At 56.5% G+C, this 24,599-nt stretch carries 16 protein-coding genes; 7 read left to right on the top strand and 9 right to left on the bottom strand.

The annotated features are described in order from the left end of the window. Window positions 1-54: 54 nt before the first annotated feature. The gene (locus Poly21_RS17745; RefSeq protein WP_146408219.1) at window positions 55-1,335 is read left to right on the top strand and encodes a prenyltransferase/squalene oxidase repeat-containing protein; all 1,281 of its coding nucleotides are present in this window, start codon (window positions 55-57) and stop codon (window positions 1,333-1,335) included. Between the two features lie 162 nt (window positions 1,336-1,497). Here the strand turns inward: Poly21_RS17745 and Poly21_RS17740 are convergent, their stop codons facing one another. The 3 genes from Poly21_RS17740 to Poly21_RS17730 are packed head-to-tail and all read right to left on the bottom strand — an operon-like array spanning window position 1,498 to window position 6,127. After that, window positions 1,498-2,922 carry a sulfatase family protein gene (locus tag Poly21_RS17740; RefSeq protein ID WP_146408218.1) on the bottom strand — a complete coding sequence of 475 codons (1,425 nt, stop codon included), beginning with the start codon at window positions 2,920-2,922 and terminating at the stop codon, window positions 1,498-1,500. Continuing rightward, window positions 2,919-4,418: a sulfatase family protein gene (locus tag Poly21_RS17735; RefSeq protein ID WP_146408217.1), complete on the bottom strand. Its 1,500-nt coding sequence runs from the start codon at window positions 4,416-4,418 to the stop codon at window positions 2,919-2,921. The genes Poly21_RS17740 and Poly21_RS17735 overlap by 4 nt, the downstream gene beginning before the upstream one ends. A 56-nt stretch (window positions 4,419-4,474) precedes the next feature. Next, window positions 4,475-6,127, bottom strand: coding sequence for an arylsulfatase (locus Poly21_RS17730; protein ID WP_146408216.1), 1,653 nt, complete (start codon window positions 6,125-6,127; stop codon window positions 4,475-4,477). Window positions 6,128-6,639: 512 nt separating this feature from the next. Here Poly21_RS17730 and Poly21_RS17725 point away from each other — a divergent pair. After that, window positions 6,640-7,890, top strand: coding sequence for a cellulase family glycosylhydrolase (locus Poly21_RS17725; protein WP_302119410.1), 1,251 nt, complete (start codon window positions 6,640-6,642; stop codon window positions 7,888-7,890). Window positions 7,891-8,040: 150 nt separating this feature from the next. On the opposite strand, the gene Poly21_RS17720 is transcribed toward Poly21_RS17725, so the two are convergent. Continuing rightward, the gene (locus Poly21_RS17720) at window positions 8,041-8,262 is read right to left on the bottom strand and encodes a hypothetical protein (RefSeq protein ID WP_146408214.1); all 222 of its coding nucleotides are present in this window, start codon (window positions 8,260-8,262) and stop codon (window positions 8,041-8,043) included. A gap of 110 nt (window positions 8,263-8,372) precedes the next feature. Between Poly21_RS17720 and Poly21_RS17715 the strand changes: the two genes are divergently transcribed. After that, the gene (locus tag Poly21_RS17715) at window positions 8,373-10,391 is read left to right on the top strand and encodes an AI-2E family transporter (protein ID WP_146408213.1); all 2,019 of its coding nucleotides are present in this window, start codon (window positions 8,373-8,375) and stop codon (window positions 10,389-10,391) included. A gap of 26 nt (window positions 10,392-10,417) precedes the next feature. Here Poly21_RS17715 and rdgB read toward each other — a convergent pair whose 3' ends face one another. The 3 genes from rdgB to clpX all read right to left on the bottom strand — a co-directional run bounded on the left by rdgB (window position 10,418) and on the right by clpX (window position 13,659). After that, window positions 10,418-11,029, bottom strand: a complete 612-nt coding sequence (gene rdgB / locus Poly21_RS17710; RefSeq protein WP_146408212.1) for an RdgB/HAM1 family non-canonical purine NTP pyrophosphatase — start codon at window positions 11,027-11,029, stop codon at window positions 10,418-10,420. A 149-nt stretch (window positions 11,030-11,178) separates the two neighbouring features. Next, the gene (folK, locus tag Poly21_RS17705; protein WP_146408211.1) at window positions 11,179-12,180 is read right to left on the bottom strand and encodes a 2-amino-4-hydroxy-6-hydroxymethyldihydropteridine diphosphokinase; all 1,002 of its coding nucleotides are present in this window, start codon (window positions 12,178-12,180) and stop codon (window positions 11,179-11,181) included. Between the two features lie 198 nt (window positions 12,181-12,378). Next, on the bottom strand, window positions 12,379-13,659 hold the full coding sequence (gene clpX / locus Poly21_RS17700; protein WP_146408210.1) for an ATP-dependent Clp protease ATP-binding subunit ClpX: 1,281 nt from the start codon (window positions 13,657-13,659) through the stop codon (window positions 12,379-12,381). A gap of 1,110 nt (window positions 13,660-14,769) precedes the next feature. Between clpX and Poly21_RS17690 the strand changes: the two genes are divergently transcribed. Both Poly21_RS17690 and Poly21_RS17685 read left to right on the top strand, forming a co-directional pair. Further along, the gene (locus Poly21_RS17690; RefSeq protein ID WP_146408208.1) at window positions 14,770-16,293 is read left to right on the top strand and encodes an MFS transporter; all 1,524 of its coding nucleotides are present in this window, start codon (window positions 14,770-14,772) and stop codon (window positions 16,291-16,293) included. Between the two features lie 385 nt (window positions 16,294-16,678). Beyond that, window positions 16,679-16,960 (top strand): hypothetical protein, encoded by a 282-nt coding sequence (locus tag Poly21_RS17685; RefSeq protein WP_146408207.1) that lies wholly within the window; start codon window positions 16,679-16,681, stop codon window positions 16,958-16,960. A gap of 418 nt (window positions 16,961-17,378) precedes the next feature. Here Poly21_RS17685 and Poly21_RS17680 read toward each other — a convergent pair whose 3' ends face one another. Further along, window positions 17,379-18,209, bottom strand: a complete 831-nt coding sequence (locus Poly21_RS17680; protein WP_146408206.1) for an SDR family NAD(P)-dependent oxidoreductase — start codon at window positions 18,207-18,209, stop codon at window positions 17,379-17,381. Between the two features lie 206 nt (window positions 18,210-18,415). On the opposite strand from Poly21_RS17680, the gene pyk reads away from it, so the two are divergent. Together pyk and gatA are read left to right on the top strand one after the other, a co-directional pair. After that, window positions 18,416-19,864, top strand: coding sequence for a pyruvate kinase (gene pyk, locus Poly21_RS17675; protein WP_146408205.1), 1,449 nt, complete (start codon window positions 18,416-18,418; stop codon window positions 19,862-19,864). A 185-nt stretch (window positions 19,865-20,049) separates the two neighbouring features. Next, window positions 20,050-21,558, top strand: a complete 1,509-nt coding sequence (gatA, locus tag Poly21_RS17670; RefSeq protein ID WP_146408204.1) for an Asp-tRNA(Asn)/Glu-tRNA(Gln) amidotransferase subunit GatA — start codon at window positions 20,050-20,052, stop codon at window positions 21,556-21,558. 42 nt (window positions 21,559-21,600) lie between these two features. On the opposite strand, the gene Poly21_RS17665 is transcribed toward gatA, so the two are convergent. Next, window positions 21,601-24,486 (bottom strand): 2-oxoglutarate dehydrogenase E1 component, encoded by a 2,886-nt coding sequence (locus Poly21_RS17665; protein WP_146408203.1) that lies wholly within the window; start codon window positions 24,484-24,486, stop codon window positions 21,601-21,603. Window positions 24,487-24,599 lie beyond the last annotated feature (113 nt).

Below are 24,599 nucleotides of genomic sequence, written 5' to 3'. Positions count from 1 at the left end.
CGAAGTCATCGCGACCTTCTCTACCATTCTCCGCTGGACCGTTAGATCATCGCCATGCTCACTCGCATTTCCCTGAGTCTCCGCGGCGCATCGCTCCTCATTGCAGGGTTTGCATGCGCGAATGCGGCCGCCGAAAATCCGGTCACAGAGAATTCATCGCAGCACCCTGCGCAATCAACTGTCCCCGTGGAAATTGATCGGTTTGATTTGCATCACTCACCGACACCGCCTGAGGTCGATGAGCCGACCGACGAGCAAATCGTGGATGCCATGGTACGCGGTATTGAATTCCTCGTCGCCGATCAGAACGCAAACGGCTCCTTTGGATCGGCAACGCGGACGAAGGGTCTGAACATCTACGCACCGGTTCCAGGAGCACATCATGCATTCCGCACTGCCACGACCTCGCTGGCAATCGCCGCGTTGATCAAATCGTTCGAGCGATTACCTGAGGAATCATCCAACTCTGATCTGCGAGCGAGAGTACGTATGAGCGTGAGGCGCGCGGAAACTTGGTTAATCGAGAACCTGCCACGGTTGCGGCGTGCCGGCGGCGACGCTCTCTACAACGTTTGGGGGCACGGCTACTCGATCACAGGATTGACCCAACTGCACGGGTGGCACGATAGTGAACCGGAGAAGCAATCAGAGATCGCTGAACTGATTCAAACGCAATTCGAGATGCTCCAGCGATATGAGTCTGTTGATGGGGGCTGGGGCTACTATGATTTTCGCTATCAAGCCGATCAGCCGACATCGTCGTCAACGAGCTTTGTCAACGGTGCCGTACTGGTGGCGTTGGCGGACGCGAGGGCGATCGGCATCGATCCTCCCGAGCGGATGTTGAAGCGTGCTCTCGCGGCACTGCGACGGCAGCAGAAACCGGACTTCAGCTATCTCTACAGCGAGGACTTGCAGTACCGGCCGATGCGTGAAATCAATCGCCCCGGCGGCAGTTTGGGTCGATCCCAGTGCTGCAATGCGGCGCTGCGATTGTGGGGAGATGAGGAGATCACTGATAATGTGATCAAGGTTTGGTTGTGCCGCTTATATCTACGCAACGGTTGGCTGGATATCGGGCGTAAGCGACCGATTCCGCACGAGGCATGGATGCAGGTGGCCGGCTATTTCTACTATTTCGGCCACTACTATGCCGCCGTGGGAATGGATCTCTTGCCAGCCTCCGAGGTCCCAGCCTACCAACCCTTGCTCGCTCGGCTGATGCTCGACCGGCAAGAAGCCGATGGCTCGTGGTGGGACTATCCGCTCTACGACTACCACCAACCCTACGGCACCAGCTTCGCGATCCTCACGTTGCAATCCTGCCTCGATTAACGATCGATCTCGCTACGAAGCCTGTTAATGAAGCTAATTTCAACTTCATTAAGTTCGGAGTTCCGAGGAAATCCCCAGGGTCGAGATGGTTGCCTGCACCCCAGACAACGACGTCAGCGCCACTGCGACTGATCAGTCAATTCCATCCCGATACGATTGCGATTAGCGTGAGATCGTGATGGGGCCAGGGGCACTGATTTTTGTTGCCTCTCGGTCTTGGCCCGGCAGGTCACCACGCTGGATCTTACCGCTCAGAGATTCATGCAGTCCCTGGCGATCGACCGTAGGGTTCTCCGGCACACTATCGCCGGTTTGTTCTTGCCAGCGATGGAGCAAGCCTCGCATCCGTTGGAGGGTAGAGAAAGACTCGGGTGAATTCGCTAGATTGTGGAATTGATGGGGGTCCGATCTCACGTTGAAAAGCATTTCAGCCGGCTGTGGCTTGATCGTCAGGAGCGCCTGCGCGTCAGTCAACTTGCCCGCTTCTGCCGCCTCCCATAATTCTTTGACAGCTGTGAATTGAAAGGATGCGCTTTCACCCGAGACACTGTATCGCTCGGGCCATGCGTTCCAGATGTAGAGCCAATCGCCTGTTCGTACAGCCCGCTGATGGTTTTGGAATACGTGCCAATTCCGCTCCGAGAACGCTACTTCGCGAACCACCGCACTCGTGTCCGATAGCACGGGGACGATACTGACGCCCTGTTCGGACTCGGGTTTTTCAACACCTGCCAGTTCCAGAAACGTGGCAGAAAAATCGATTGAGCTAACCAGCGAATCAGTTCTACCGGTGGTCACATTGGGCCCGGAAATGATCAACGGGGTCTTGATGCCACTCTCGAAAAGGTATGTTTTGCAGCGTGGGAAGGGACGACCGTTGTCACTGCAATAAACGAAATACGTGTTGTCAGCGATACCTTGGCGTTGGAGCTCCTTCATCAATTCGCCAGCATAGTGATCGGTGCGACTGACTTCGTGGTAGAACCCGGCTAGCTCCTGCCGTGTCCCGGGTCCGTCAAACATCATTGGAGGAACATCGAGTTCGCTCGGCTCATACTGCGGCGCCTTGTCATTGAACGCGAAGTCTCGGTGAGCATCGTGAGATGCAAACCAGGCAAAGAAAGGCTGGTCCCGAGGGCGGTCTCGCAAATTTTGCACCCATTTTTCAGCTCCAGCAGGATGGCTGTCGGAGGACACGTCGAATCCCAGTGCCTTTGGGTTCCCCATATGGTTCTTGCCCGACAGCATCGTGTAGTAACCCGCTTTCTGCAAACTCTGGACGAAAGTGTGCTGATCTGCGGGCAATGACTGATGCAACTCCGGTGCACCAGTATTGTGCGGATAGCGGCCCGTGATGATGCTGCAGCGACTCGGCGAGCACGAACTAATCGTCAGATAAGCGTTTTCGAATACCAGTCCGCGGGCGGCGATCTGTTCCAGATGGGGAGTGTGCACGTGCGTGTTCCCATACACGCTGAGATCATCCGGGCTGATGTCATCAGTTATGAAAAATACAAAATTGGGTCTGGTGTCGGCGTCCAGGCACGAGGCAACCAGCGACAGCGCGACTAAGCAGAGAAATCTCATTTTTGTTTCCTTCCACGTTTGGATTGGTTGGGAGTTTTTTGAGCATTGGCCCACTCTTTGTATTCCTGGTTGCCACCATGCATATGCTCGAAGGCCTGCATCTCAGTTTCCAGCCCCAGGTCTCCCTGCGACTGCATCCAGGCGGCGAGGGTCTCAGCTAACTCAGACAGCACTGCGGCGTAGTCGGCGTCTCCGGCTAGATTATTCAACTCGTGGGGATCCGCTTGCACGTCGTACAACTCGAATGCTGGGCGGGTTGCAAAACGCTCAATGATCGATTGAGCGTGCTCATTGCCGCCCTCCGCCGAAGCCTCCCAACTGCGAAACCACGCTTTCCCATTGATCGTGTTATGAAAGGTGGCGTCGGGATCGAGATTGCGAATTAACTTGAATCGTTCATTGCGGACACTACGAATAGGATAGTCCCGGGGACCATTGAAAATGCCCCGCGTCGTTTGAATCCCAAACACGTGATCTTTGTGATGATCCGTTTCCCCACGCAGCACAGGAAGTAGGCTCTTGCCGTCGATTATCGCCGCCGGCGTCCCGCCAGCAGCTTCGACAAACGTGGGACACACGTCAACATATTCCACCAACGCGTCCGTTTCACTGCCCGCTGATACCTGGCCCGGCCAGCGTACGATCATGATCGATTGCAATCCCGCGTCGTAGCAACTCCACTTGGCGAACGGAAAGCTGTTTCCCTGCTCGGAAACCACCATCACAAGCGTGTTATCAGCAAGGTCATGTTGGTCAATCATCGAGAGAATCTGTCCGACCTCGGAATCAAAGAAACTGATTTCGGCGAGGTAGTCACGGTAGGCCGTTCGCGTACTTGGTGTATCCACCATATACGGTCGAAGTTTCAACGCGGCAGAGTCGTACTGGGGGCGAAAACGCTTGCCTTTGTTCCATGGTTCATGGGGTTCGTTCGAGCATGCAAAGAGCGCGAACGGTTTCTTCGTCTCGGAGCATTCGGTCATTAAATTGTCGATGGCTCCCATGTTGATCACGGACGGTTCGCTCGCGACCACTGCCTGATCCAACTTTGCTTGCCGCTTTTTCGCATTACCGCCTTTGGAATATTCAAAGGGGAAAACGGATTCTGGACCGATATGGGTCTTTCCCGACAACGCAACTCGATATCCAAGCGGCTGAAGATAGTGAACGATGCTCTTGACGTCGTCGCGAGCGAAGGTGTGGTTCGGATAAGCACCGGTTTTAACGGGGTATTGCCCCGTATACAGACTGTGCCGCGTCGGTGAACACATCGGAGCCGCTTGAAAACACTGCATCATCCGCATGCCCTGTTCAGCCAGTGCATCGATGTTCGGCGTCAACGCTTGTCCTCCATAGCAACCGATGTCTGAGAACGTGCAATCGTCGGCGATGATGAACACGAGATTCGGTGGGACCGTTTCATCGTCGGCCTGCAGCGACGAACTGAATATGCACCAGGCAAGGCAGGCAATTAACTGGATTGACTTTGTCTTCATGAAACTATTGGTATTGGAGAATTGAGTTCGTAAGCTGGGACGCACGCCCGCGAGGCTTAAGACTGTTTTTGCTTCACACGGCGCTGAGGAGCCTTCTTTTTCTTCGCTTCGGGTTTGGGCAATACAAAGGCAGATTTGGCCCACGACTTCCACTGCTCTTTCATGGCTGCGGCACGTTCGGGAACCGCCGTCGTTAGGTCGTGTTGCTCGGTTCGATCGACGTCCAAATCAAACAATTCCCAAGCCCCTTTCGCCCCCGCACGCACCAGCTTTGTATCGCCGACACGAATGGCAGCATTTCCTTCGTGTTCCCAGTACAAAGGCCGTTCCGCAAAGTTGCCATCACCGGTTAGCAGTGGCTTCAGGCTTTGTCCCTGCATCGGGATGATCGATTGTCCGTTCCGCTCTTCAGGATAGACGGCAGATCCGAGATCGACACAGGTCGCCATGAGGTCGATCACATGCGTCGGCGTACGCACCCACCTCCCGACGAGGTCCTCGCCGCTGCGGTCCCGCTCACGATCTCCGTCACGCGCCTTGCTCATCCCCGCAGGCCAATGCGCAATCAGTGGCGTGGCAATGCCTCCTTCGTGATTGTAGTGCTTATATTTGCGAAAGGGCGTATTGTTCAAATGTGCCCAGCACTGACCGATGAATACATCTGAATGAGGGTCCCCCGGGTGATCCCCATTGTACTTTCCCTTGACACCCGCTTCGGCATTGCCGCCGTTGTCTGCCAGAAACAAAATCAAAGTATTGTCGAGCTGATCGCGTTCCTTCAGAGCCGCGACAAGTTTGCCGATGTTTTTGTCGATCTCGTCAATCATGGCCGCGTAGATTGCCATCATGTCGTCATAGCGTCGTTGCTCATCTGCGGAGAGCGTGTCCCAAGCGGGAATGGCATCTGGTCGTGGTTCAAGCTCCCACTCAGGTTTGATCAACCCGGACTCAATTTGTCTTGCGTAACGTTCTTCTCGCAACTTGTCCCAACCTCGCAGGTACTTGCCCCGATACTTGGCGATCGTTGCCTCGGGAGCCATGCATGGGAAGTGCGGGGCGACATGAGCGAGATACCAAAAGAATGGCTTGTCCTGGTCGATCGCCTCATCGACAAAGCGAACTCCAGCCTCCGTCCATAAGTCACAGCCATACCAAGGAGGATTGAACTGAGGATCGTCCCGGGCGACTTCATCGCCGTTGAGATACAATTTCATCCCACCTTTCGCCCCCGTCTGATTGGAGAAATGCAGACCTCCGGCGGGCAGGTTGAGACTGCGGTGGAATCCCCGTCGCGCAGGTGTGACACCATGGCTGAAACCCACGTGCCACTTCCCCGTCATGGCGGTGAAGTAACCGGCTGGACCTAGGACCTCCGCCAATGTGACGCATCGATCGGTCAGTTGACCACGATAGCCTGGCACACCTTGGTCTGCTGTCATATGCCCGATACCTGCTTGGTGGGAGTACAGTCCCGTCAACAAGGAGGCACGCGTAGGACAACATCTCCCCGTATTGTAAAACTGGGAAAAACGCACTCCGTTCTCTGCCAGCGCGTCGAGATGGGGCGTAGGAATTTCACTGCCGTAGCAGCCAATATCCGAGAATCCCATATCGTCCACCATCACGACGACAATGTTCGGCCGCTCGTCAGCAAGACCGGGAATCGTGCCAAAAACCAGAATGGCAGCACTCAGTAAGATTAATTTCATCGAGAACTTCTTTGCGGGGCCGGTGTTGATTGCCCAACGCGATCAAGGACACGTCGGTGAGTCGGGCGCGATCAGCGATTATAACGGAGCGAAAGGGGGCATGTGAGATACGAGCAGAACCCAGGTTTCTCGACAGTTAAAGACTCAGATCTCCAGCACATCGATCCAGCGCAGCGGGCACCCGAACCGCACGATGATGTTGTGTCTCAGCAGTACTCCCGAGCAGCAGGACGTCCGACCCCAGGTACCATGACGGCAGCGACCAGGCGGCTTGCCCATGATGAAATGCCACGATGAAACGCCAGATAGCCGAGCGCGAGCATCGCCAATCCCGATGCGAAATGTTCTCCAGCTCTCCCGCTCTCCACACGCCATGTCCAACCATCGCTTTCAACGCCGGCACGTGCTGAGCGAGTTGGACCGTCGTTAAACTTACGCCGGCTGGTGAGCATACCTTCACGATGCGTCCGTCCTCGGCGCGTGAAGTTCAGCAACAAACGAGAGGATTACCCATGTTCAGACTGCTAGGAAAATTGAAACCAACCCAGTCACACGATACACTATTCGGAACTCTTCGTTTTCATCACTCACCAAGGCCGACCATGCTGACGAGACCGCGTGCTCCTCGAATCTTCGCATCCCTGATTCTCCTAGCAACGATCCTTACCTCGAACCCGCTCAACGCTCAACAACCCGGAGAGCGTTGGTCAACCGCGAAAGCCAATCTGTGGCAAGAGCAGACACCTTGGTTGGTGGGAGCGAATTTCACGCCCGCTTACGCAATCAACCAGCTCGAAATGTTCCAGGCAGACACATTTGACTTGGCCGCGATTGATCGCGAATTGGCGTGGGCGGAAGATCTCGGCTTCACCAGTATTCGTGTCTATCTGCATCACTTGCTCTGGGAGCAAGATGCTGACGGCTTTCTCGAGCGACTCGATCAATTCTTGGCCACTGCCGACGAGCATCATATCGGCGTCATGCTGGTGCTCTTTGACAGCGTCTGGGATCCCAATCCGCAACTCGGCAAGCAGCGTGCGCCCCAGCAGGGCCTGCACAATTCCGGTTGGGTCCAGAGCCCTGGTGCGAAGGACCTGAAGGACCGGTCGCGGCACGCGTTACTGGAGTCCTACGTGAAGGGCGTTGTCGGCAAATTTAAAAACGACCCACGTGTGCAGGTCTGGGACGTGTGGAACGAACCGGACAACCTGAACGGCAATAGCTATGGCGAAAACAATCTCAATCAAGAGCCGCAGGAAAAGCTGGCACTCGTGCTGGAGTTGTTACCTCAGGCATTCGAGTGGGCCCGTGAGGCTGGTGCGACCCAACCGCTGACCGCAGGCGTGTGGCTGAGCGATCGCAAAGCGGATCCGAAACGACTCAATGAGATTGAGAAAGTCCAGCTCGAACAATCGGATGTGATTAGTTTTCATTGCTATGGAGGCCTAAAAAGTCTCCAGACGTGGATCAACCACCTGCGTCCGCTTGATCGACCGCTGATCTGCACCGAATACATGGCTCGGCCCAATGGAAGCGAATTTGATCCTATCCTGGGGTACTTCGCCGACCAGAATATTGGTGCCTACAACTGGGGTTTCGTCGCCGGTAAGTCGAACACCATCTACCCCTGGGACTCCTGGCAGAAACCCTATGCGGACGAACCACCGGTATGGTTCCACGATATCTTCCGGGCCGACGGAACGCCCTATCGTCAAGCGGAAGTCGATTACATTCGCAAAGTCACCGACGCGAATACGAAATAACGCCGTGCGAATGGCAATGATTCCACTCACTCCAAGCCAGCCCATGTACCAACATGTTGCTGGCCAGGAGAGTCCCGGCCCATTGACCTGAGCCTGAACGATGCCACGAGTCCCTCCGCCGGACGGTCATGAAGTGCTGGGGGCGAAGCTCTACGGGCTAACCGTGTCACCCACGTTCTGACGAGCCTGCTCGACTTCATCGACCGCTTGCTGGGTCAGCTCCTTCGATTTCTCAACGATAGCTGACGTATCTTCTTTGACCTTGTTCGTATCGACCCTGAGCGTCGGGTCTCCGTCGGGGGTGCTCAGTTTGATCCAACCTACGAACCCCAGAACGGCTAAGATGACGATAATGGCTAGGATGGCACGCATAGTGCAGTCTCCATTGAAGTCCTAGAGAAAGACCAACTGCCATCCGGTATTGGGTGGCGGTTGTTTTGGTGCAATTTTTGCGCCGTCAGTATTATCCAACGAAGATGTGAATGACTCAATCAAAATCGGAAGTGGCGACCATTGCCGCGGTTGCTCAGCTACTCGCCGTCGTGCTCACGGTGGCATCGCTGTTCTTCGCCCGCGATGTGTTCATTCCATTGGCACTAGGATTTTTGCTTTCGTTTTTACTCAGTCCGATTGTCAATCGATTGCAGCGGAGTGGGGTCTCCAACGTGGTCGCCGTGGTCCTGACGGCGACGCTGGCTTTTGTTCTGTTGGCGGGCGTGGCAACCCTCATCGGCCGCGAAGTTACCAGTTTGGTCGGTGCGCTCCCTGAGCACCGTGAGGAGCTAGTATCGAAAGCACGCAGCATGGCAGGCATGACCACCGGGGTCGGCGGTTCACTCGATCGCTTAGCGGAAGACGTCACCGATGCGATCGAGAATAGTGCCGAGGAAGAATTCGAGGCTGCGGAGGGAACGGAGCCTACTGATGACATCGATCTACCTTTCGTCGGCGGAGATGACGACGGCGAAGACTCTGCTGACGAGGCAGCCGACAAGTCGATCGTACAGCGATGGACCGACAAACTGCTGCCCATCCCTGGCATGACCAAATCGAAGAAAACGCATGACGGCGCGACCCCGAAGACGCCGCTCTACATGGTGCTGGTCCAGGAAAACCTTCCTCTGGCGTCCTGGGCGACAACTGCCGGAACGATGCTGGGCCCCTTTGCCACCGCCGGCCTCGTGTGTGTGATCGCATTGTTCACGCTCATCCACCGTGAGGATCTGCGCGACCGGATCATCGCGGTGGTCAGCCACGGAAACTATGTCACGACGACCGAGGCGATGGACGAGGCGGCCGGCCGAATCAGTCGCTATCTCATCGCGCAAACCATTGTGAACACGTCCTACGGATTGGTGCTCACGATTGGCTTGACAATCATCGGGTCCACCATGACCCAGGACGGTAGTTTCCCCAATGTGATTCTGTGGGGGGCCTTAGCGACGTGCCTGCGTTTTGTGCCCTACATCGGCCCCGTTGCCTCAGCCATCTTCCCGCTGACCATGGCATTTGCTGTTTTTCCTGGATACGGCGTGTTCATTGCCGTGGCGGCTTTAATCATCACGATGGAACTGCTTAGCAATAATATTCTGGAACCGTGGCTGTACGGAGCCAGCACAGGTATTTCTGCCGTCGCGGTAATTTTCGCCGCTGTGTTTTGGGGCTGGCTGTGGGGACCGTTCGGTTTGTTCTTGTCCACTCCGCTAACGGTTTGCTTGGTCGTTCTTGGCAGATACGTGCCCCGCTTCAAGATGCTCGCAATCCTGCTGGGCGAAGAGGTTCAGATTGACACCTCGATGCGATTTTACCAACGGCTACTCGCCAGCGATGCCCACCGTGCGAGGACTATTTTGCAGGACCATCTGGCCGAACATGACATGGAAACGACGTGTGACATGGTTTTGATCCCTGCGCTCAAGCGAATTCGCGCCGATCACGACGCCGAGCACCTCTCTGATAAAGACGCGAATCGTCTTTTTGCGCTGGTGGGAGGCCTGATTGAGAAACTCGACACGCGTGATGATTCTGGCAAGACAGACAAGGAGCATGCGGAGAGCGAAGCGGACACTGCCTCGAGCCCAGAGCTGCCGACGGTGATTGGCTGCACGTCGCATCACTTCAGCGAAGCGTTAATACTGAACCTGCTGCGGATCGCCGGCGAAGGTGTTTACCAACTAACCGCCATCGACGATGAAACACTGCCGCAGGACGTCGGCCAACAGGTCGTCCAGTCAAATCCGCCGGTGGTTGTGATTGTGGTACTGCCCAAAGGCGGTTTTGCCCAAGCCCGTTATCTGTGCAAGTCCATTCGTAGCGAGGGTTACCGGGGTGCCGTGGTCATCGCCTGCATAGGGAAATTCAAAAATTATGACGGATTGTTCGTCAAGTTTCGCAAGGCGGGAGCGACCAGTATGACAACCTCATACTCCCAGACATCGGCAAAAATTCAGTCCATCCTGTCCCGAAAAGACCCCGTACCTGTCGGCAATGCGAAGTCATGATGCCGTTCGCATGCAGGTTGGTCCATCTAAACGGATTGCTGCTGAATCAACCTCGATAGTTGGGGCAGGAAGCGTCGCAGTGCACGCGAGCGGTGACTGATGGCTCGTTTGACACTGAGGTCGAGCTCGCCGAAGGTGCGATGGTACTCGCCAATGATGAACAGCGGATCGTAACCGAAACCCGCTGAGCCGGAGAGCGACTCAGCAATCCGGCCACGACAAATCCCGGAAGCCGTCAGGTGCACCTGACCTGCTGGATCGGCCAGACTGAGGTGGCAATTGAATTGCGCCCCTCGTTTCTCCGCCGGCACGTCCCGAAGATCGGACAACAGTTTTTGATTATTAGCCGCATCGTTACCGTGCTCGCCAGCATACCGTGCCGAATACACGCCGGGACGACCGTCCAACGCGTCGACCGACAAACCGCTATCTTCAGCGAGCACCCAGCGACCGAGATGCTGGGCTTGCTCGCTCGCTTTCTTAGCAGCGTTCTCGGCAAACGTATCACCATCTTCGACAACGTCGATCGCACCCTCGATGTCTGCCAAAGTCGATAGTCTCGCCAAGCTGGCAGGTACCATCATTCGTAATTCGATAAGTTTTTTAGCGTTGTGGGTACCGAGGACGAGATCGAACATGTCAATAACACGGGCTAGCGGAAAGGATAGTAATTTGGAACCATCGTCTCCGCAGACGCAGCTCGGCGACGGTCATAACAGATGACGACTCGGGTCGGGTTTAGGCCCCGCCCCACCGTGAAAAGCGGTGGATACATTGGGTCGCGCCGCTAGGCATACCACCAATCTCCATCGGGCGTGATCGCTCGCACGTCACAGCACATGGAATCGAGAGCCGACGCCATTTCACCAACCGCCCAATCGAGATCATCCACCTCCAACCGGTATTCCGGCCAACGCCAACCCAGTGGCCATATTTGGTGCGGGGCTGGCCATCGAGTCGCTTCGGTCGTACGTTCGATTCTCGCGATCAATCGGGGCAGGTTGCCGGCTTCGGCCAAGCTGGCGTGCTCGCGTTCGGGAAGTTGTTCACGCAATGATTGGGGAACGCTCGGTGACACCCACGGACGCGTGCCATCCAACGGGGCATCGCTTGATGCCGGGTCCGTCGACCGGGCATCAGCGTCGATGATCTGGATGTCATGCTCATTTGCCAAACGCTCGCAAATGGTTCTCCGCAGAGCTTCGTCGCCCCCCGTCAGCGCCATCGATGGCGGGCCACAAGCGAGGTGCGTGGCGAGATCAGCAAGCGTCCACCCGAATCGCGGATCTCGGTAGTCCGCGGCAACATCGCAAGCAGGGACAACGACAAACTTTCGCGCCGTATATCGGGGATGCGGGACAACGAGTGAATTGGGGCCACCGACAGGACCACGGCCACCGATAAGTCCCCGGCGGCCCGCCGGCGCGTCACCACAAAGTTGACCGTGCAGAACCACGTCAAGATCGATGGAGCGAGCTCCCCAGCGATTTTCGCGTTTGCGACCAAGCTCCTGCTCGGCTTGCTGCAACACGTCGAGCACTTCCGACGCTGACGCGTCAGTGGCGAACGCCGCCACAGCGTTGAGAAACGGTGATTGCCCGCCGGGACCGCCAATCGGCGGTGTTTCAAATAGGCGGCTGGTACGCAGGCCTGCTGCCGGTGAAGCGGTTTCGCAGTCAGGTCGATGCGCAACAATCCCCGAACGATCGACCAAACGAGCCGCGTGAGCGACCACCGCGTCTCGATCGCCCAGGTTAGATCCGAAACTGATCAGGCAATGCGTCGGCATATCACAAGATTAACGACCGGGCCTGCGGGGCTACAGGGGGCGCCCTGGATGGCATGTACCCGGTATGGCATGTACTTCGTGAGCTGCCCCTCGATGAAAGACGAAAAGCCCAGGAGGCCAACATACCGACTCGGAATGCTGGCCTCTGGGCTACTGGGCTACTGGGCTTTCGTACTGAGCGACTCAGCGATTTCTCGCTCAGGCACTCTTGGTCGTCGGCATCGTGAAGAGCTTGCGGGTGCCCATGATGACGGTCTCATCGATCGTGTAGACGCGGCCATCCTCTTGGTCGGGCAGGTCATACATGATGTCGAGCATCACATCTTCGGTGATCCCGCGGAGGCCGCGAGCACCGACCCCCTTGTCGATCGCTTTCTCGGCGATCGCTCGCAGGGCACCGTCGGTGAACTTCAACTCGCAGTTTTCCATCGCGAACAATGCTTGGTACTGTTTGACCAGCGAGTTCTTCGGCTCGGTCATGACCTGAATCAAGCCTTCCACATCAAGCGGCTGCAAGTAGGAAACGACTGGCATCCGGCCGACCAACTCAGGGATCAATCCGAACTTCAGAATGTCCTCGGTCTGCACCTGAGCTAGCAAGTCTGACACGCTCTGCTCGTTGCGGAGCGAGCCCGCCTCACCGAAGCCGAGTGTACGGTGGCCGAGGCGTCGCCGGATAATGTCCTCGATCCCCACAAATGTACCGCCGCAAATGAACAGGATGTTACTCGTGTCCATCTGGATGTACTGTTGTTCGGGATGCTTGCGTCCGCCCTGCGGCGGGACGTTGGCAACCGTGCCCTCGAGCATCTTCAGCAAGCTTTGTTGGACACCTTCACCGGAGACGTCGCGGGTGATTGAGACGTTACCATTGGTACGCCCAATCTTGTCGACTTCATCGATGTAGAGAATCCCTCGCTGAGCTGCTTCGACATCGAAATCAGCGGCATGCAGGAGTTTAAGAAGCAGGTTTTCGACGTCCTCACCTACATAACCCGCTTCGGTCAGCGTGGTCGCATCGCCGATAGCAAAGGGCACGTTGAGCATCCGCGCCAATGAGCGTGCGAGCAGAGTTTTCCCGCTACCGGTGGGGCCAGCGAGCAGGATATTGCTCTTCTCAATCTCGACTTCCCCATCACCTTCCCAGCCGCTACTAAGCCGCTTGTAGTGGTTGTGGACCGCGACGGCGAGGACGCGTTTGGCAGCGGTTTGCCCGATCACGTAATTGTCGAGATGCTCGACAATAGAACGCGGTGCGGGAATTTCGCTGAACAGCGATTTCGACGGGCCGCGTCGACGCTGCTCTTGATCGAGGATTGACTGGCAAAGGTCAATACACTCGGCGCAGATATAAACGTCGCCCGGCCCTTCCACGAGCGGTCCGACGTCACGATAGCTCTTACGACAGAAACTACAAAATGCATTCTTCTTAGTCGACGCGCTACTGCGGCGTGAGTTCGAAGATTCCTTGGTGGGCATACACGACTCCTTACTTATAAGAGCTTCGTCACAGTTGATCAGACGGATGCGGGGGAACGACTCTCATGAACGTCGATTGATTCGCGGATGGGAGATCCGAGAACGCAATCTTGTTCGCGTTCGCCTCGATTCGCCTAAATTCTCGTGATGAGAACTCGACACATCGAACGGTTCAGGCCACGACTCGAATGCTTTTCCAGGGTGTCATGATCGCTTCGACAATCCAGTATGGATTGAGTCCGTGATCGCAACGCGTGCCTGAAGGAACATCCGTGTCCTCGAAGCTCGAGCCATTCGTGGTTTTGGTAAAAGTGATTGGTGCCAGTGATAGGTATGCCCGATCACCGTCGCTACTCAATCATGCCAACTCGCGTTGGCCGTAATCTCGTTTCGACGGCAATTCAAATTTGGGAGGGCGAACCACTGACTGGATTGGGTATCGACTGGTCACTCACAGCTTGGTCATGGCGTCTTCCTCAGCCACATGTCCCTGGTAAAATCGGCTGGTACGAGATTACGTTTCCGACAAATCGGAAGGTGCCTCGGGCGAGCGGACTGGTTGGGACTGGGCGGGGGTCGACGACACGATCTGTGAGCGGGCCGATGTTCTTATATTTCGGAATTCCGCCTCGCTAATGTCACCTTTGCGAAGCATTTCTTCCAGGTTTGCGAACCCTTCTTGGGGTGCTGGACGGTCTTGAGTGGTGTAGTCGCGCAATCTTCCCAGCAACCAAATCCCCCCAACTATCACGACGAGTAGGACTATCATTGCGAGACCAGCCTGCACGGTCGGTGCAGCGAAAATATCAGGCATAATCGGTGGTGGGAGTGAGTACCGTGGAGGTACAGGATACGAGTGCGAGACTCCATTGGACTTTGACCGAGTGTATCCCTTCCTGGGGGACACCTTCATGATAGGCGCGTCCGCCCTAAGCGGTCCACTCATTTTTATGGCGGAAACTGCGACTTTCCAGTTTCACGGGTATTTTTTCACGCCTTAACTGCGATTCGCTAAGATTATCACGGAAATTACAGGTCGCTGCGAAGTCTCCCAGTGTGGTAAGGCTCTCATAGCTAACGAATTGCTCTCGAACCCACTGAAGTCGACCCATGTCCCAATCCGACGTAAACCCCTTCGAATCAACTGTCTCAGCGGGACCTGAAGACGATGCCTCCGTACGAGATGCCTCCGCACCAGAGGCCTCCGTACAACCGGTCGAGGGTAAAATCGATCGGCTCTCTCATCCATCGTTCATCGGTTTCCTGGCGACCCAGTTTTTCGGTGCCTTCAACGACAACCTCTTCAAACAGTTGCTGCTGCTGCTGGCGATTCCGACGGCCGTCGTTGCCGGGGCATCCGAAGCCGGGATGCTCGACACACAGCATGTCCAAGCTGCCACCGGACAGACCGGAGCCCTTGAAAATGGAGTGACGGGCGAGAGCGGGGGCTCCGATGTCCAAGGGATCGCCACCATCGTATTCGGCATTCCCTTTGTCGTTTTTGGCGGTCTGGCTGGCTATCTCGCAGACCGATTGAGCAAAACCACGATCATCGTGTCGAGCAAAGTAGCTGAAATCTGCGTGATGGGACTGGGGGTCATCGCGTTTCTAGCTACCCCCACGATTGGGTTCACCGGTTTGTGGATCGTGCTGTTCTTGATGGGGTTGCAAAGTACCTTCTTCGGTCCCGGCAAATATGGAATCTTGCCAGAGATGCTACCCCGTGAGCAGCTCGGCCGCGCCAATGGATTGGTTTTAATGACAACGTTCGTTGCCATTATCATCGGAACCGCTGTCGCCGGGCCGCTCAAGGATGCGATCGTGTCGCCCACACTTCCGCCCATGCAAGAAGCCGCGGGGTTGTGGATGGGATCACTTGTCTGCGTCGGGATCGCGATCATCGGCACATTGACCAGTCTGCTCATTATCCGGATACCAGCGGCCGATCCAAAACTTCAGCTCAAAACTGAAAATCTGTGGTTACCGAAATCCATTCGCTCGTTGCTATGGCATGACAAGCCCCTACTCCTCGCATTGATGGCGTCCTGCATCTTCTGGCTGATCGCCGGATTGACCATCCAGTCGGTCAATTCCCTCAGCAAGGTGCAACTGGGTCTGAGCGATACATGGACGAGTCTGTTGGTGGCACTGATCAGTGTCGGGATCGCTATCGGTGGTGTGATCGCGGGTGCATTGACACGAAAAATCTCCGACAACTTCGTCATCCAAATTGGCATGTGGGGCACAGTGATATTCTGCGCAATGTTGGCGATCACTCTGCCGGGTGCCAAAGACCAGCCAGGCCATGGGCACTTGCTCGGTTTCGCTGGCTGCGTTCCAGTCTTGATGATGCTCGGGGCGTCAGCAGCATTTTTTGCCATCCCCATCCAAGTCTTCTTGCAGGATCGTCCGCCCCACGAGCTCAAGGGCCGGATGATTGCTGTGATGAACCAAGCCAACTTTTTTGCGATTGTGATTTCGGGGGCGGTTTACATGCTGCTCGATCGCGTCATCACCTCTGCAGATTGGCCGCGCAGCTACTTGTTCGCGGCGATGGCACTCCTGTTTTTGCCAGTGGCGATTTTTTACAAGCTGGATTCGGTCGAACTCTCTACTGAGGTTGTGAATTCCTAGGACCGGGAAGTGAACTAGCGAATCCAAACGCCCAGCCAATTTCGCGTCTTGGCGAACTAAATCCACAGCCCTCGTTCGAGTTCGGCTGCCGAAACTCATGTCCCGTCCTGCTTGCGGGTAGTGGGGCGTTTCCGGTCAGGAGCACAAATGTCATGGGCGTGGTCAACATTGCCGTGATTTGTGACCTAGAGTTTGAAACACTTCTCTCTGGCCACGGTAGAGACCGACAATCGCTCCTCAACGTTGTAAAAAGGAGCGCCAACGTGACTGAAAACCTTCACCTATGTGAATTGGCCAGCTAGAATAGTTTCGTTAGCAAGCACCATCTTGGTTGCGGTCATATGTCACAATGGCTCGCCCGAGCCCCGACTTACAAGTAGGAACAATGAAGTCAGTTTTTTGCATCGCTGCAGCAGCAGTTTTGATCACTTTGGGGAACACGGATTCCATTCGAGCCGCCGAGCCCGGTTGGTCGCCTGTGGTCGTCGCCCGCGGTGAGTATCGCGACCAGATTAAATCGCTGCCGATGGAGCAGCGACCCTATCGACCACTGCATTTCTACGGAAACACAGTTCGCCGGATGCATTATCACGGGACCCCTGCGCCTACCTTGCGAGACATCGTAGCTCCAGTCTTTATCCAGCAATCGCGTTTTGGTGGTCGATAGGGTCGACAGAGCTCGATGCGAATGACGTGGACTTAAGCTGACAATGACATGAGCTGATTGCCGCCAGGGATCGGGCAACACCGCCCGGCCGCTTACGCGTCTCGGCTCAGTCAATCCCCGCCAATCGTGCTTAACGTCGTTTGCACCGGTCCTTCACCGCTACTGTCCGTGGAACGCGCGCACAAATCATCTTGGGACACTTGAGCTACCCCAAAAACTTCCGGCGCATGCTTCCCTCGGATGAGTCACTTTCGTTGAGTTTTCCTCGCGACCGGATAATTGGGATGGTTTATTGATTAAGAGAGAGCCGAGCGGCGGAAACGGTCCGATGTTTGGCGGCCCTCGGGTCACCGAAGTCGATAAAATGAATTGCCCGTTGACGAGCTCGGGCACACTCAAACGGAGCTAAGAAGGATCCTTAGCTGGCGGATTTTCGGCTGAGGATCCAATCGGCCAGACGGGGTGAAAGGGCACCGATGCCCATCAACATTCTCGTTTTGCCCGGCATGATGATCTCGATCTCGCGTTTCTCGATACACCTCAGCACAGCCTCGGCAACCGCCTCTGAGCTGAGCAGCTTCAACTTGGCACCGCCTCCAGGCTGAGCGGCGCTGGCGGGCACTCCCGAGTTTTCATCAACGCTATACCGGTTCGGCGGGCGTTTGCTCTCAATCGGACCAGGACAGACCAAACCGACGTGTACTCCATCGGCTTCGCATTCCAACCGTAATTGACGCGTCATGCCTGCCAACGCGTGCTTTGCAATAACGTATCCGCCCAAAAATCGCGGAGCCACGCGACTGGCCAGTGAGCCAATATTGACGATTACCCCTCGGGAGCGACGCAAACTCGGCAAACACGCCTGACTGCACAGCAGCGATGTTATCACGTTGGCTTCAAAGAGCTCTCGCAGGACGGCCGGATCGAGATCATCGATGCGGCCACGATCGCTGCGTCCGACCACATTGACAAGTACGTCGAGGTGCCCGAACCGATCCAGATGCGCGTCAACTGCGATCTTGAGATCCGTTGCTGACGTTGCATCGGCAGCAAATAGATGCACTCGAGCGGATTCAACCGAACCGGCACAGAGCGTCTCTTTAGCAATTTCCAGTCGCTGGGCATCGCGGCTGAGTATCGTGACAACATAGCCCCGCTCAAGCAGCAGACGAGAAATGGCTAGCCCAAGACCCGACGAACCGCCGCTGACGATCGCTGCCTTGCGGCGCGTTTGAGTTTCGTTTTGCATGAAGGGATTCAGCGAACAATGACGTTGGGATGACGAACGAATCGGCTTAATGGGAAAATGCTCGCCCGACGCAGGGTGCGAGCGAACGCACGCGATCCATCGGAAACGAGCCAGGCTATGCGGTCAAGAACCCCTCGCAGGTCATCGACTACAGTAGGGATCTCGACCTGCTCTCTATTCCGATACTCTCATCGAAAACCCACCGCATGTCACGCCCACGTTTGAATGAAGCTCGCACGAAAATTGTCGCCACGGTTGGCCCCGCCTGTGACAGCGTCTCACAGCTTGCTGCCTTAATCGAAGCCGGCGTGGATGTGTTCCGCATCAACAGTGCCCACGGCAGTATCAGTCAACACGCCGAAAAACTTGCCAACATCCGTGAAGCGTCTGAACAAACCGGATTTCCTGCAGGTGTTCTCCTCGATTTGGCGGGACCCAAAATTCGCCTTGGACACCTATCGAGCGAACCACTTGCCTGCCCGCTGGGAGCTCGATTTGCCTTCGTCCGCGGCAACGACTCCCAGCGTGAGGGTGAATTGACGAGCACCTACCCGCGATTGATCGACGAACTCGAACCGGGAGATCGCGTGATGCTGGCCGATGGCATGGTGGCACTGCAGGTCGAATCGGTTACCGCCTCACGCGCGGAGTGTGTGGTGGTCGCAGCCGGCGAAATCCGCAGTCGCCAGGGCGTGAATTTACCCGGCGTCAAGTTGTCGGTTGCCGCTATGCTGCCCAGCGATATCGAGAATGCCATTTGGGCTGCCCAAAATGAAATTGATTTCATCAGCCTCTCGTTCGTACGCACTCCTGAGGATGTCCGCAGCCTGAAAGATTTACTTAATAGCTACGAATGCCGAGCCCTTGTGATTGCGAAAATCGAAAAACCAGAGGCACTCGCCAATCTCGAACGAATTGTCCAGGAGGCGGACGGCATCATGGTCGCACGCGGGGATCTGGGCGTCGAAATCGATGTCGCCGAAACTCCCGTCGCACAAAAACGGATTATCGCAACGTGCAAGCGGTTGATGAAGCCCGTCATTGTGGCCACGCAGATGCTTGAGTCGATGCATCATAGTCCGCGACCGACGCGTGCCGAAGCATCAGATGTCGCCAACGCGGTGCTCGATGGCACCGACGCCTGCATGCTCAGCGGGGAGACGGCGATCGGTAGTTTCCCTCAGGAAAGCGTCGCGACGATGGACCGAATCATGTACAAAACCGAACAATCCATCGTCGCCTACCAAAATCCTGAAGCTGTCGACGTGGACGACATGCACCGTGCCACCCATGCGATCACCCGTGCGGGAATGGAGGTCGCCGAAGCAATCGGTAGCAAGCTGATTACGATTGCGACGCACAGTGGGGGCACCGCTTGGGTTAAGAGCAATACCCGCTCGCTGATTCCGACCGTAGCGGTCAGTGATCACCTCGCCTCGGTTCGCCGCATGAATTTGTTCTGGGGTATCGAACCGATCTTCTGCGAAGATATCGCGGATACCTCTCACCTAATCGAACAGGTCACGCGGTGGGCCTGCGACCAAACCGAGAACGGTAAAAATGTAATCCGGCCCGGTGATACGATGGTCGTCGTCAGCGGTAGTGACGTCGTCGCGGGCGCCGACAACGTGATCTCCGTACACACGCTGTCGTGACAACACTGAGTAGGCGAGTCTCTCCGAGACTCGCGTCTGAGACATGCGTCTGAGACATGCGTCCGAGTCATGCGTCCGAGTCTCGGAGAGACTCGGCTACTCAGCCCGGCATTCCAATCTGGCGGCGATTGTCCGATACTCTTCCGGCACGCCCATTTTGTTTTTACGCTTTGGTTTTGAAAGATATGTTGGATTCGACGTCGACGATTCTCGAATTGTTGCGATCTGGTGACGCCACCGCTCGCGAGGTCACTGAACAGACGCTCCGAGCCATCGGGGCCATCCAGCCAACGATCAACGCCTACACGCACGTGGCCTATGAGGCGGCCCTGAATGCCGCCGACGCGGTCGACCAAGATCGTAAAGCGGGCCGACCGCTCCCGCCCCTGGCCGGCTTGCCCGTCGCAATCAAGGATGTGTTGTGCACGTCCGATATGCCGACGACGTGCTCATCGAACATGCTGCGAAACTTCACGCCGCCCTACGACGCCACCGTCGTTGCCAAGCTGAAACGAGCTGGAGCAATTGTGGTCGGTAAAACCAACATGGACGAATTTGCCATGGGGGCGTCTACCGAAACCAGCGCAATGGGGCTGACTCGAAACCCGTGGGATGAACAGCGGACGCCCGGCGGCAGCAGTGGTGGAGCCGCTGCAGCAGTAGCCGCAGGCACCGTACCCCTATCCATCGGCACCGACACCGGTGGTTCGATTCGCCAACCGGCCGCGTTTTGCGGAATCACCGGCTTGAAGCCAACCTACGGTCGCTGTAGCCGACTTGGACTGGTGGCCTTCGCCAGCAGTCTCGACCAAGCCGGCCCGATGGGCTGGTCGGTCGACGATGTCGCCATCGGACTGCAGGCGATGGCAGGTTATGACCCTGCCGATAGCACTTCGGTTGATCATGAAGTCCCCGACTATCAAGCCGCCATCGCGGGTCGCGACATGAAAGGCGTCCGCATCGGCGTGCTACGTGACTCAATCGATCAAGACGGCGTCGCGCCGGCGATTCGCACAGCCGTGGCCGAGGCGGAGAAAGTCTTCACAGATCTTGGTGCGGAAATCGTCGAAGTTTCCCTGCAACACAGCCCGTACTGGGTACCAACCTACTACGTGATCGCCCCCTGCGAAGCGAGCAGCAACCTATCCCGTTTCGACGGCGCCCATTACGGCTATCGTCACGCGGCCGCGAGCACCGAGGACAGCATTGCCCCCATGCTGGCGAAAACCCAGCCGCTCGAAGCGATGTACCGAGCCAGCCGGGCGAACGGATTCGGTAGTGAAGTGAAACGACGAATCATGGTCGGCACCTACGCATTGAGCGAAGGTTACTACGACGCGTACTACAATCAAGCATTGAAAGTGCGGCGGCTGATTAGCCGTGACTACGAGACCGCGTTCGAAGATGTCGACGTGTTGCTCGGCCCGGTCACGCCATCACCTGCATTCGGACTCGGTGAAAATATTGATGATCCGATCGCAATGTATCTGTGCGACCTCTTCACTGTCGGCGCCAACCTCGCTGGTGTGCCCGCAATCTCATTGCCTGCCGGGCTGGACGACGACGGCTTACCCGTCGCCATCCAACTGCAAGCCCCCGTGATGCAAGAAGCAAGACTTTTGGCCGCCGGTGCCGGCTTTCAATCGGCGACGACGTATCACCGGATGCGCCCCAATGATTTTGTCGCATCGTGAGAAGAGCGTGCACGACAACTGCACGCAGCACTCACAAAAATGTTACTCCAAACCTTCAAAAGCGGCCTCGATCAAATCCGCTTGCTCGAGCTTGTGAGCCGCCATGCTACCGGTACTCGGGCTGGCTGATTCCGCCCGGGTGGCCTTGGATAGCTTAAATCTCGCCGCTAACTCGTCACCGAACTTAAATTTCATATAGGGCCAAGCCCCCATGTTCTCGGGCTCGTCTTGAATCCACATGACTTCGGTGCCCTCGGGCAATCCGGCGAGGGAGTCGAGCAACTCCGGCACCGACAGTGGGTAGAGCTGTTCCACTCGCATGATCGCGACATTCTCAATCTCTCGATCGGCCCTTGCTTGGGATAGGTCGTAGTAGATTTTCCCTGTACACAGCAGCAGCCGCCGAGCCGTTTCCAGCGGGACTTTGCGATCCGGAAGAACTTTTTGAAAACTACCCGAAGCGACAATTTCCAGCGGGCTGGTGACCTCGGGATGACGCAACAAGCTTTTAGGTGTCATGACGATGAGAGGCTTACGCCACTTGCGAATCACCTGCCGGCGAAGCAAATGGAAAAACTGAGCGGGTGTGGTCGGCTGGCAGACCTGGATATTGTCCTCAGCGGACATCGCCAGCCAGCGTTCGATCCGGGCACTGCAGTGCTCGGGCCCCTGGCCTTCGAAACCGTGTGGTAGCAACATGACCAAGCCTGAGAGTCGATCCCACTTGTCCTCAGCGCTGGCGATGAACTGGTCCACAATGACTTGAGCCACATTCCAGAAGTCACCGAATTGAGCTTCCCAAATACTCAGGCCATTGGGGCAATCGAGTGAGTAACCATATTCGAAACCGAGTACCCCAGCTTCGCTCAGTGGACTGTTGTAAAGCTCCAGACGGGCCTGCGATTTACTGACATGCTCCAGCGGCACGTACAGTTCACCGTTGCGGACATCGTGCAGCACAGCATGCCGATGGCTGAACGTTCCCCGCTGACAGTCCTGGCCAGTCATGCGGATGGGATGCCCTTGGTCGAGCAACGATGCAAACGCGGCAGCTTCCGCCGCCGCCCAGTCCAACGGCAGGTTGCCAGCGGCCATTTCTCGACGCTGCGAAAAGGGTCGCTTGAGCTTCTTGTGCGACGAAAATCCGTCGGGTAGCCGCGTCAATGAATCGAGCAATTCGCTCAGCTTCTCGACGTCGATGGTGGTGTCGACCGGATCGTCTGGCTCCGGCCCGCCGAAGAACTCAGTCCAGTTCGCTGCGAGGGTCTGGGTATCGGGCACGAAGGATTCGTTCTTGCTCGCTTCGAATTCACGCTCGAGCTTCTCGGTTCGCTCTTGGCTGATCTCCTCAGCTTCGGCCTCGGTGATCTTACCGAGTTTCAGCAGGCGGTTGAGATACTGTTGTCTGACACCGGGCCGGCGGTCAATCTCCGCGTACATGCGGGGCTGGGTGAACCGGGGCTCGTCGCCCTCGTTATGTCCCCAGCGGCGATAGGCGTACAGATCGATCACGACATCGCGATGAAACTCTTTGCGGAAATCCATCGCCAGGGCAACGACCTGGGCGACTGCCTCGGGGTCCTCGCCATTGACGTGGAAAATTGGAATCTGCAGCATGCGAGCGATGTCAGTGGCGTACGTGGTACTGCGCCCATCCTGAGGATCCGTCGTAAAACCAACTTGGTTGTTGATCACCACATGCAACGTCCCACCGGTTCGATAACCCGGCAGTTCGCTCAGGTTGAGGGTCTCTTGCACAATTCCCTCGCCCGCGAACGCTGCATCGCCGTGAACCAAGATCGTCATCACTTCCTTACGCGACGTATCGCCCCGATTATCTTGCTTGCAGCGTGTGCGCCCCTGGGCGACGGTGTTGACGAACTCCAGGTGGCTGGGGTTGAAGCACAATGAGATGTGCAGTTTATCACCCGATGCGGTCTTCCAATCGCTGCTATAGCCGAGGTGGTAACGCACGTCGCCCCCCCCGCGACTGAGCTCTGGAGTGGGATCGTCAAACGACCAGAAGATGTTCATCGCCCGTTTTTTGAGGATGTTCGCCATCACATTGAGCCGGCCACGGTGGGCCATGCCCATCACGACTTCTTTGACCTTATGTTGGCCCGCCTTTTCCAACGCCAAATCGATCAGCGGGATTAGACTCTCGGCACCTTCGAGTGAAAAGGTTTTCGCACCGACAAATTTGCGGCGTACGAACTCTTCAAAAATCGTTGCGTCTGCCAAGCGGGCGTAAATTCGCCGCTGTCGTTCGTAAGACAAATCGAGACGGTTTTCTGTAGTTTCCATTCTACGCTGCAACCAATCGCGGATATTGCGATTGTCGATGTGCATGAACTGGGCGCCGATGGAGCGACAGTAGGTCTGCTGCAGCTTCTTCAAAATCACATCGAGCGTGCTGCCTGTGACGTTCTCGAGGATGCTGCTGTCGAAAGGGCGAGCGAGGTCCTGGTCACTCAATCCGTAACTCTGTGGTGACAGCTCTGGACACCGGTTCTCGTATAAACCGAGTGGGTCGAGCTTGGCGACAAGGTGTCCACGAACGCGGTATTCCCGCACGAGTTGGTCGACGCGATCTTGGATCCGGGCCAACCAGAGGGCTTGGTCGACATTTTGGTTTCCGGTCGAACCGTGAGGCAGGTCACCGTTGACTTCACCAGCCTTCAGCCCCGCTCCGCTTTGCACCGCAGTAGCCAAACCGCCGCCTTGGGAAGTCCTGGTGTCCCCGACCGGACCTGACGGGCGGGTCCGCGACGTTCCCGCTGCCGGGGGCGGCGCTGTTTCCTGCACAGGTGCACCGGCTCCTACGAGGAACTGTTCAAAATAATGACGCCAAGTTTCAGAGACGCTCGACGGATCGCGTACGTATTGCACGTACAGATCGTCGATGTAGTCCAACGAATAACTATTCATGAGCGAGGGCGGCGACCCAGCCGAGCGAGCGCTGGTCGCGGAGTTGGCTTCAAAAGGAGGGGTGTAGCAGTGCAGAGTACGCGGTTTATAAAGCGAATTGCGGCCGCTTTAGT

Origin of the sequence: Allorhodopirellula heiligendammensis, from assembly GCF_007860105.1 — a bacterium.
Taxonomy (GTDB): Bacteria; Planctomycetota; Planctomycetia; order Pirellulales; family Pirellulaceae; genus Rhodopirellula; species Rhodopirellula heiligendammensis.
The sequence above is the reverse complement of the archived record's forward strand: the minus strand, read 5'-3'. Positions and strand labels throughout refer to the sequence as shown.

What these genes read in the sequence shown, in the direction of transcription:
- Poly21_RS17745 (WP_146408219.1), top strand. Translation starts at nt 55, where the DNA reads ATGCTCACTCGCATTTCCCTGAGTCTCCGCGGCGCATCGCTCCTCATT.
- Poly21_RS17740 (WP_146408218.1), bottom strand. Translation starts at nt 2,922, where the DNA reads ATGAGATTTCTCTGCTTAGTCGCGCTGTCGCTGGTTGCCTCGTGCCTG.
- Poly21_RS17735 (WP_146408217.1), bottom strand. Translation starts at nt 4,418, where the DNA reads ATGAAGACAAAGTCAATCCAGTTAATTGCCTGCCTTGCCTGGTGCATA.
- Poly21_RS17730 (WP_146408216.1), bottom strand. Translation starts at nt 6,127, where the DNA reads ATGAAATTAATCTTACTGAGTGCTGCCATTCTGGTTTTTGGCACGATT.
- Poly21_RS17725 (WP_302119410.1), top strand. Translation starts at nt 6,640, where the DNA reads ATGTTCAGACTGCTAGGAAAATTGAAACCAACCCAGTCACACGATACA.
- Poly21_RS17720 (WP_146408214.1), bottom strand. Translation starts at nt 8,262, where the DNA reads ATGCGTGCCATCCTAGCCATTATCGTCATCTTAGCCGTTCTGGGGTTC.
- Poly21_RS17715 (WP_146408213.1), top strand. Translation starts at nt 8,373, where the DNA reads ATGACTCAATCAAAATCGGAAGTGGCGACCATTGCCGCGGTTGCTCAG.
- rdgB (WP_146408212.1), bottom strand. Translation starts at nt 11,029, where the DNA reads ATGTTCGATCTCGTCCTCGGTACCCACAACGCTAAAAAACTTATCGAA.
- folK (WP_146408211.1), bottom strand. Translation starts at nt 12,180, where the DNA reads ATGCCGACGCATTGCCTGATCAGTTTCGGATCTAACCTGGGCGATCGA.
- clpX (WP_146408210.1), bottom strand. Translation starts at nt 13,659, where the DNA reads ATGCCCACCAAGGAATCTTCGAACTCACGCCGCAGTAGCGCGTCGACT.
- Poly21_RS17690 (WP_146408208.1), top strand. Translation starts at nt 14,770, where the DNA reads ATGTCCCAATCCGACGTAAACCCCTTCGAATCAACTGTCTCAGCGGGA.
- Poly21_RS17685 (WP_146408207.1), top strand. Translation starts at nt 16,679, where the DNA reads ATGAAGTCAGTTTTTTGCATCGCTGCAGCAGCAGTTTTGATCACTTTG.
- Poly21_RS17680 (WP_146408206.1), bottom strand. Translation starts at nt 18,209, where the DNA reads ATGCAAAACGAAACTCAAACGCGCCGCAAGGCAGCGATCGTCAGCGGC.
- pyk (WP_146408205.1), top strand. Translation starts at nt 18,416, where the DNA reads ATGTCACGCCCACGTTTGAATGAAGCTCGCACGAAAATTGTCGCCACG.
- gatA (WP_146408204.1), top strand. Translation starts at nt 20,050, where the DNA reads ATGTTGGATTCGACGTCGACGATTCTCGAATTGTTGCGATCTGGTGAC.
- Poly21_RS17665 (WP_146408203.1), bottom strand. Translation starts at nt 24,486, where the DNA reads ATGAATAGTTATTCGTTGGACTACATCGACGATCTGTACGTGCAATAC.